Here is an 8,662-nt window from a genome sequence, read left to right on the forward strand (position 1 = left end):
GCCACCCATTTATCTTCCGCCTCTTTGGTGGGCTCGATCACGTTCAAGTTCTTGCCACGGAGATAGCTGATGCATCCGGTTATCCACTCGACCTGCTGCTGCAGGCAGGTGGTCATGTTGCAAAGCGCTGCCGAGGGAGCAAGCGGCACCGCGGTCGTGAAGAGATTCGGATAGCCGTGCACCTGCAACCCCATAGTGGTCCGAATGTCTCTGCCCCATTCTTCCTTCAGTGATCGTCCGTCGCGACCGCGGATGTCGATACGGGTCAAAGCGCCCGTTCCTGCGTCAAATCCGGTCGCCAGGATGATGACGTCAAGCGGGTGAACCGTGCCGTCCGCTGTCTGGATGCCTTCGGCTGTGATGCGCTTGATTGCGTTGGTCTTGACACTGACAATCTCCACATTGGGTCGATGGAACGCCTCGAGGAAATTCTGCTCCAAAGGTACCCGATGAGTGCCGAATCCGTATTCGCTTGGGATCAGCAGGTCGCACAGCTTAGGATCCCTAAGCCGCTCGCGCATCTTCGCGCGCACGAATTGGGAGATCTCTTCGTTAGTCGCTTCATCGAAAAACAGTTCAGCGAAGGATGAAATCCACAACTTCACAGAACCGTCGTTCCAGCAATCCTCTATCACCTTGCGGCGCTGTTGAGGGGGGAGATCGGCCCAGGCGTATTCAAAGTCATATTCGAAGCCCGTGAACGTATGCGGCAGCCTCTCGACAAGGGCTTTGAACTTTGACTTGTAGGCTACGACGTCCGCGGCGGCGTACTTGGGGTTTTTCATAGGGATGATGTACTGCGGCGTGCGGACGAATACCTTAAGATGGCCAACCTCTTCCGCGATCGTCTGAATGACTTGGATCCCCGTTGCTCCGTTACCGACTACGCCCACACGCTTCCCAGCAAGATCGACCAGCTGCTGCGGCCATCGCGCCGTATGAAACACCTGGCCCTTGAAGGTGTCCTGCCCCGGGAAGGACACATGGGGCGCCGAGAGCATGCCGCAACAAGTGATGAGAAACTGGGCGTCTATCACATCACCTTTGTCGGTCGTGACCACCCATCGTTCCGCCGCTTCATTGAAATGAGCGCTCTGGACGGTCGTGCTGAACTGAATGTCTCTGCGCAGATCAAGCTCGTCCGCTACGTAATTCAGCCAGCGTTCGATTTCCGGCTGGCTCGGAAACTTTTCGCTCCAGCTCCATCCTTTGTAGAGATTTTCCGAGAAAAGGTATTGATAGACGTAGCCTTCTGAATCGACGCGCGCACCGGGATATCGGTTCCAATACCAAGTGCCGCCGACACCGGAGGCCGCGTCGATCGCCCTGACGCTCAGCCCGAGCTCTCGGAGACGGTAGAGTTGATAAAGGCCGGCAATGCCGGCTCCGATGACCACAGCGTCGAATTTCGCTGTCGCATGCGCGCCATTACCACCATTGGCCCTGATCGTGGGCTGGGTCATTTCTCCTCCTGTGTGCCTTTGAGGCCCCGGCAAGGAGAGCAGCAAGTATCGTACCAGTAGTTGCTGGTCGCGATAGTCAAGCCTAACGACAACTACTAGAACGTCCGCGCTAGGCTGCGGTGCCTTGCACGCATTGACGCAGTTGCGACATACGTCCGAAGTGCCACACCGCCACCAGCTCGCGTCGCAGCACTGGATATGGCTTAAGAAGACCGCGTTCTGAAGCCGGATGCGTATCGCTACCAACGCGACACGGTCCGGTACCGACCGGCATGCGAGCGACCACGCGAGCGCAAGAGATTGCCCGCCAACCGGCTTCGATGTTGGTGACCTGTTGTACTGTCTAGAGGAAGCGTCGCGCTTGTATCGACGCCAAGCATGCGAAGAGGTGCTCCGCAAAACAAGATTGCCGAGTCTTGGGCACGCCGCGCTTAGCTCTTTCTCACCAACAATCGAACAGCTTGCGATTGTCGGAGCTTGGCCGCTACTCCTACAATATCGTGCGGCATGCAAGTTTGGAAAGGGTCAACTACCAACATTAGCAATTGCTCTAGATGACAGACATGTGTCACTGATTAATGTCTGAACATCGCACCAGAGCTCGCCGAGATTCAGCAATAGCTCATCCATTGATGCAAATCGTTCTGAGAAGGGACTTGCGGCAATGCAATCGTCTGCACTGACGTCACGCGCCGATATCTCTGAAGTCGCCCCTGTTTACTCTCCCGATATTGCACAAATCATCAAGTGGCGCGACAGCTCCTATGCCGCTGATCTCTATATCGCAGCAGTCTCATGGCTCGATCTCTTTACTTACCTGGATGGTCATCCGGTAACCGAGGAGGAACTACGACTTCATTTCTCTCTTCGGGAGCGGCCAACGCGCACCATGGTTCGACTCTTCGAATCGTGGGGCCTGATCTCCAACGAATCCGGCCGGCTGCACGCAACGGCCACAGCCGTTCAGTATCTGAGCGGCAATTCCGCGGACAATGTCGCCTCGTATATTGCAACCATGAAGTATAAGCCTTCTGTTCGGGAACTTTATGAGATCCTACGGCAGGATGGTTCGGACACCTGGCACGTTGAGCGCGGCGTAACCAAGACCTGGGACGCGTTAATGCAGACCGACGAGTTTGCCGATCTGAACACGCGCGGAATGGAGGAACGCGGACGGATCTTTGCTCCGCACCTCGCTAAGCTGCTCGATTGCACGAATGAGACTTCTGTACTCGATATAGCTGGGGGATCGGGCATCTATTCCGCGCACTTGTTGATGCGCTATTCTTCACTCTCGGCAACGATCTTTGAGCGTCCGCCCGTTGATCAGCTTGCAAGGACGTGTCTCGCAGGCCGCAATTTATACCCGGGTCGTGCCCATGTCATAGCTGGCGACATGTTCGTCGATCCACTGCCCCGGGATGCTAGCCTCCACCTCTATTCGCATGTCCTTCACAATTGGGGACCAGACAAGGTCCATCTGCTCCTGACTAAGTCTTTTGACAGCATTGCCTCCGGTGGTCGCATCGCAATTTACAGCTGTCACCCTGACGATCGCGGAGGGCGCCCGTCCCCCGCTGCCGAAGCAGAATACTCCGTGCTGCTTACGACAGGCTACGAAGGCTGCTGTTACACCTTTGAGGACATGCGGATCATGCTCGAGAGCGCCGGCTTTCAAGAGATCGACTACCACAAATCCATCTGCAACCGCAGTCTCATCGTCGCGAGAAAGAACGCCTGACCGCTTTGGGGAAACGGCCGATTCCGCCGCTCCACTCCATGAATCGCGTGAGCACGACATGTCTATTCCGACCCGCGTTCTGCTGTCGAAGATACGCGCGGCCGGATACAGTGTTTTTGCTGGCGTGCCTTGTTCCAACTTTGGCGATTTATTTGACCAAGTGGCTGAAACTTCTGGATTCCTGACCGTTCCTGCCGCCAATGAAGGCAGCGCAGTTGCGCTAGCTGCTGGCGCGGTGCTCTCAGGTCGCCGAGGAGTCGTTGCGCTTCAAAATTCCGGGCTCGGCAACATCATCAATCCGCTGACATCTCTATTGATGGTCAACAAAATTCCGCTCCTGCTTCTCTTATCCGTTCGCGGCCACCCCGAAGAATCTGCCGACGAGCCACAACACGCGATCATGGGCGCCAAGACCAAAGCTCTTCTGAACGAGCTCTCTATTGACTGGTGTGACTTCGATGGGACCGAGTCAGGGTTGGATCACGCGCTCGCGCGCGGTAGCGATGCCTTTCATCGCGCCGCACCATTTGCGTTGCTCTTTCGGCAAGGCCAGCTATCCGACTGTGGCGCGGCCAAAAAAGACGGACTGATGCAATTCATTACGGGGTCAGTGTCGGGCACGCCATTGAGCTGGTTTGCGACCAGCTCGAGACTGACACTCTCATTGTCTCGACGACCGGATTCATCTCTCGTGAGCTGTTCCGTGTCCAAGATCGTCCTCTGAATTTCTACATGCAGGGCTCCCTAGGGCATTGCAGCGCGGTTGCGGCAGGGCTTGCGCTGGCCTCGCCTAACCGGCCGGTCCTGGCATTGGATGGAGACGGCGGCGCGCTGATGCACATGGGGATCCTATCAACAATTGGCTATGCCGGCCCCCAAAATCTCATCCATGTGGTGCTGGACAACGAAGGGTACGTTTCGACGGGCGGTCAGCTCTCGACGTCACGAACGACATCGCTCGAAGCTGTCGCGTCCGCCTGCGGGTATCGAACGGCTACCCGCTGTGAGCGGGCCGAGCATATCACGATTGCCATGCGGCAATGCTCCCAGCGTAACGGCCCTCACTTCGTGGTTTGCAAGGTCAACCGCCTGCATCCCTTTCAGCTTCCTCGCGTCACGAGTCGATATTCTCCGCTACAGAACAAGACCATGTTTCAGCGCTGCGTCGAAATTCGCGGTAATGAGCCCGCAATAGCCAGAAAAAGGGGACTGGTGTCATAGATCCATGGACGCCTACGCCTGATTTTCACCGCTCTATTCTTAGGATGAACAGGGTTGTCATCAGAGAAGCGGCCGCCTGCCCTTTTCGGGTCGACAGTCCTCTTCGAAGGAACGATAGCCCTGTACGGATCTCAGATCGACCACCAACCAATTGAGTTACGGCATGTACGATAACGATCATGACTATCATCCAATGCTCATCGCGGGCGCGCCTACCCATTCGGACGTGACAATCGAAGTCCGCAATCCATTTACGGGAATGCTTCTTGGGAGGGTCCCGCAGGCCAGACCGGAGCATGCACGCCAAGCATTTGAGGCAGCCGCACGGACTGATGCTCGGCTCACACGCCGTGAGCGAACGGATATCCTCCTGGGGACGGCAAGCGCCCTCAAAAGGGATCAAGACCGGTTTGCTCGGCTTATCACGGCGGAAACCGGTCTCTGCCTGAAGGACGCCTTGCATGAAACCGGGCGTGCATGCGACGTCTGGTCATTTGCTGCCCATGCCTTGATCCAGAGCGAGGGCGAGATTTATCCATCTGACATTGGCGCAACCCCTCATGATCGGCGCATTTTTTCCATGCGCTCACCGCTCGTCGGTGCGATCTCAGCTATCACGCCGTTTAACCATCCTCTCAATCTCGTCAGCCACAAACTTGCCCCTGCCATAGCGACAAACAACCGCGTGGTCCTAAAGCCGTCTGAGCTGGCGCCGTTGACTGCCTTGGCACTAGGCAGGATTTTGTACGAGCAAGGGCTGCCGGAGGGTATGCTTTCGATCGTGACAGGAGCCCCTGGCGCCTTAAGAGACGCGGTGTTCACTGATCCCGATGCGGAGCTGGTGACATTTACTGGCTCCGTTGGCGTTGGGCACCACATTGCAGAACGGGCCGGTTACCGGAAGCTCATCTTGGAGCTCGGTGGGAACGACCCAATCATCGTGCTTGAGGACGCGGATGTCGATCGGGCGGCGCATCTGGCTGTCCACGGAGCGATCAAGAACTCGGGTCAACGATGTACTGCCGTCAAGCGGGCATTGGTGGTTGACTCCGTCGCCGACGAATTTGCCGAACGGGCGCTCCATCACATGCGGAAGCTCTCGATTGGCGATCCGAGCGATCCATCGGTTGACCTCGGCACCGTCATCAATCAAGAGGCGGCCCAACTGATTGCGCGACGCGTTACCGATGCCGTCGTTGCTGGTGCTACTCTATTGCTCGGCAACCGGCCTGATGGCGCATCTTATCCGCCTACCCTATTGGACCATGTCTCACCAACGTCCGAACTGGTAATTGAAGAAACATTTGGACCCGTGCTGCCGATCATCCGTTGCCCGAACGACGTTGATCAGATCATTTCGATCGCGAACGGAACGAAGTTCGGACTTTCTGCCGGAGTCTGTTCCAACCGGCTTGATCATGTGACGAAGCTTATCAACGGTCTTGCCGTTGGCTGCGTCAACGTGTGGGAAGTTCCCGGATATCGCACCGAATTGACACCATTCGGGGGCATCAAGCAGTCCGGGCTCGGGCACAAGGAGGGCGTGTTGGAGGCGATGCGCAGCTTCACACAGTTGAAGACATACTCGCTTCCATGGCCAGTCTAGGCCGACGGCGCTGGGCCGCCAGCATTGCCGGCGGCACCGATCGCGATCCTGGTGGTGCTGCTGCAGGATATGATAATGCCGGTGACGATGATCGTCGTCATGCCGAGTATACCGCGACCATCATGCCGACAAGCAGCGGCACCATGCTAATCATCATGGCGCGGTCGATGATCGGCGCCCACTATGCCGGCCTCCGTTCTTGTCGAGCCTAACCGCTAGTCCCCGCGCCGCGGCGCCCACAGCTTCTGCCTGTGCTGCATCTCGTTGGCGCTTGAGCGGCTCCGGACAACCAAGCTTTTGGGCGGCCCAAACCCGTGGATCTGGAGCAACGATGCGCGCCGGCTCGCCCTTTCGTCGATCGCGACGTCGGCCTTCATCTTTTCGGTTTCGGAAGAGCGCGGTCCGAGCGAGTTTTGCTTCCGGTGGCTGGCTTTGTTGTAGTAGCTGCGGGCGAGGTATTCGCCACGATGACAGCGAGGAACTGGCTGCAGCGGAGCGGGCATTGCTCGGCTGACCCGACATATGGGCACTGGATGCGAAAGCTTTCTTGTGAGAGCGGCGCTAGGTGGCAGTAAGCGTGGGCGGAACTCTGCGACAAGGAAATTCGCGATCGCGTATATCTTATAATTATACCTGATCGCGTATATTGGCAAAATAAACGCATTCGCGTATATTGACATTTTATACGCGCTTGCGTATCATGCCTGCGGAGATTCGATATGATGGAACACATCGCCCGCACAGAAAAACAACTGGGAGCCATTTTGCGTCGGGCTCGCAAGCAGGTTGGGCTTACCCAGTCAGGCCTGGGAAAGCAGATTCACCTGCGGCAGGGCACCGTGTCCCGGCTGGAGGCGGGCGCACCCGCCATTCAGCTTCGAACGCTTATGGAAGTCTTGGCCGCCCTCAATCTTGAACTGGTCATCCGTACCCGGAGCAAGGCCAGCGCTGCAGATATTGAAAGCGTTTTCTAATGGGCCGGCCCCCAGCAAATGCGCCGTTGAACGTGTTCGTGAACGCGCGCTTAGCCGGAGTGCTACGGCGAGAGTCGAGCGGCGCAATAGACTTTCGCTATCATCCGCACTGGCTCTCCTGGGACTCGACTTTTCCAATCTCACTGTCGCTGCCGTTGCGCGAAGACCGTTATATCGGCGCCCCTGTCAGTGCTGTGTTCGACAACCTATTGCCGGACCGCGAAGCCATCCGCAAACGCGTCGCGGAAAGGGTCGGAGCGAATGGAACCGATGTCTACAGCATGCTCGGCGCGCTTGGGCACGATTGCGTTGGCGCGCTCCAATTTCTTCCTCAGGATATTGATCCAGGACTTGCAGGAGAGATCAAAGGTAAACCCATTAGCGACAGTGAAGTCGCGGCCATCATCCAGAACCTCACTGCGGCTCCACTCGGGATGGGAGAGGACGAGGATTTTCGAATCTCTATTGCCGGCGCCCAAGAGAAAACGGCTCTGCTGCGCCGTGACGGTAAATGGTACAAACCGACAGGCACAACCGCGACGACGCATATCTTGAAGCCTCAAATCGGCCGTCTGCCAAACGGCATCGATCTATCGAACAGCGTCGAGAACGAATATTTTTGTCTCAAGCTGTTGGCAGCGCTCGACGTACCGGCGGCCAATGTCGAGATCGCGGATTTTGGTGAGCGACGTACGCTGATTGTCGAGCGCTTTGATCGCCGCTGGACAAACGACAAGCGGTTGCTTCGCCTTCCGCAGGAAGATTGCTGTCAGGCCTTGACGGTACCTTCCACCCGGAAATATCAATCGGATGGCGGACCGGGGATGAAAGACATTCTACAACTACTGAAAGGCAGCGATGCCCCGACCGAAGATCTCACGACATTTCTGCGGGCAAACATCGTATTCTGGCTCATCGGCGCCACCGATGGTCATGCCAAGAATTTTAGCCTCTTCTTGAGGCCTGGCGGTCGCTTTCGCCTCACGCCGCTCTACGATGTCTTAAGCGCGCAGCCCAGCCTTGATGCCAAGCAGATTCAGCGCAAAGCGTTTAAACTTGCGATGTCCGTCGGCAAGAACCGACATTATGCAATCAATGATATCCTGCCGCGTCATTTCATACAGACGGCCGAAATCTCGGGTGTAGGCGACCATGTGGTCCACGCGATCTTCAAGAATCTCGTTGAAAACTTTGAACCTACCTTTGCAAAGGTACAGAAAGCGCTTCCCAAGGGCTTCCCTGAAGAATTGGCAAATTCAATAAGGGGAGGGGCAACTAAACGCATCCGCCTTATAAGCGACACCTGACGCCTATTAGCCACGCAGCCTGCCAAAGCTGGATCTAATGTAAGCCAGGCGAAGGCAGGGCAAAGCGGACATCCTCTATTCGTCACCGCCGATGTTAACGTCGAAGATCAGAGTGGCGTGCTTTGATTGCCTTGAGGTTGCGACGACATCACAGGAAAGCGGATTTTCGACTTGGGGTAGCTCCGGTCAGTATGAGAATTTCCTTCTTGTTGCTTCTCAGTGACGGGATAAGGCGCTGGAGGACAACCCGGCTTGAAAGTGTAGGCCGTGCCCGAATAGGGTGCCCCCCTCGCAACCCACGAAACAACAGCGTCCCTATCGTGACCGACAAGCCGGGAAGCGCATGGAGC

General features: G+C 56.7%; 7 protein-coding genes. 6 read left to right on the forward strand and 1 reads right to left on the reverse strand.

The window, feature by feature from the left end; translation table 11 throughout:
- Positions 1–1,463, reverse strand: a 1,463-nt coding sequence (locus Q2941_RS49250) for a flavin-containing monooxygenase (RefSeq protein ID WP_458197191.1), incomplete at its 3' end; no start/stop codon positions are given.
- Positions 1,464–2,127: 664 nt separating this feature from the next.
- On the opposite strand from Q2941_RS49250, the gene Q2941_RS49255 reads away from it, so the two are divergent.
- From Q2941_RS49255 to Q2941_RS49280, 6 genes are all read left to right on the forward strand, one after another.
- The gene (locus tag Q2941_RS49255) at positions 2,128–3,204 is read left to right on the forward strand and encodes a methyltransferase (RefSeq protein WP_458197192.1); all 1,077 of its coding nucleotides are present in this window, start codon (positions 2,128–2,130) and stop codon (positions 3,202–3,204) included.
- A 58-nt stretch (positions 3,205–3,262) separates the two neighbouring features.
- The gene (locus Q2941_RS49260) at positions 3,263–3,928 is read left to right on the forward strand and encodes a thiamine pyrophosphate-binding protein (RefSeq protein ID WP_458197193.1); all 666 of its coding nucleotides are present in this window, start codon (positions 3,263–3,265) and stop codon (positions 3,926–3,928) included.
- A gap of 8 nt (positions 3,929–3,936) precedes the next feature.
- Positions 3,937–4,425 carry a thiamine pyrophosphate-dependent enzyme gene (locus tag Q2941_RS49265; RefSeq protein ID WP_458197194.1) on the forward strand — a complete coding sequence of 163 codons (489 nt, stop codon included), beginning with the start codon at positions 3,937–3,939 and terminating at the stop codon, positions 4,423–4,425.
- 163 nt (positions 4,426–4,588) lie between these two features.
- Positions 4,589–6,031 (forward strand): phosphonoacetaldehyde dehydrogenase, encoded by a 1,443-nt coding sequence (phnY, locus tag Q2941_RS49270; protein WP_458197195.1) that lies wholly within the window; start codon positions 4,589–4,591, stop codon positions 6,029–6,031.
- A gap of 719 nt (positions 6,032–6,750) precedes the next feature.
- Positions 6,751–7,005: a helix-turn-helix domain-containing protein gene (locus tag Q2941_RS49275; protein WP_458197196.1), complete on the forward strand. Its 255-nt coding sequence runs from the start codon at positions 6,751–6,753 to the stop codon at positions 7,003–7,005.
- Entirely contained in the window at positions 7,005–8,312 is a 1,308-nt protein-coding gene (locus Q2941_RS49280) for a type II toxin-antitoxin system HipA family toxin (protein ID WP_458197197.1), read from the forward strand. Before Q2941_RS49275 ends, Q2941_RS49280 begins: the two co-directional genes overlap by 1 nt.
- The last annotated feature ends 350 nt before the right edge of the window (positions 8,313–8,662 follow it).

The sequence above is a fragment of the Bradyrhizobium sp. UFLA05-153 genome, from assembly GCF_054185185.1.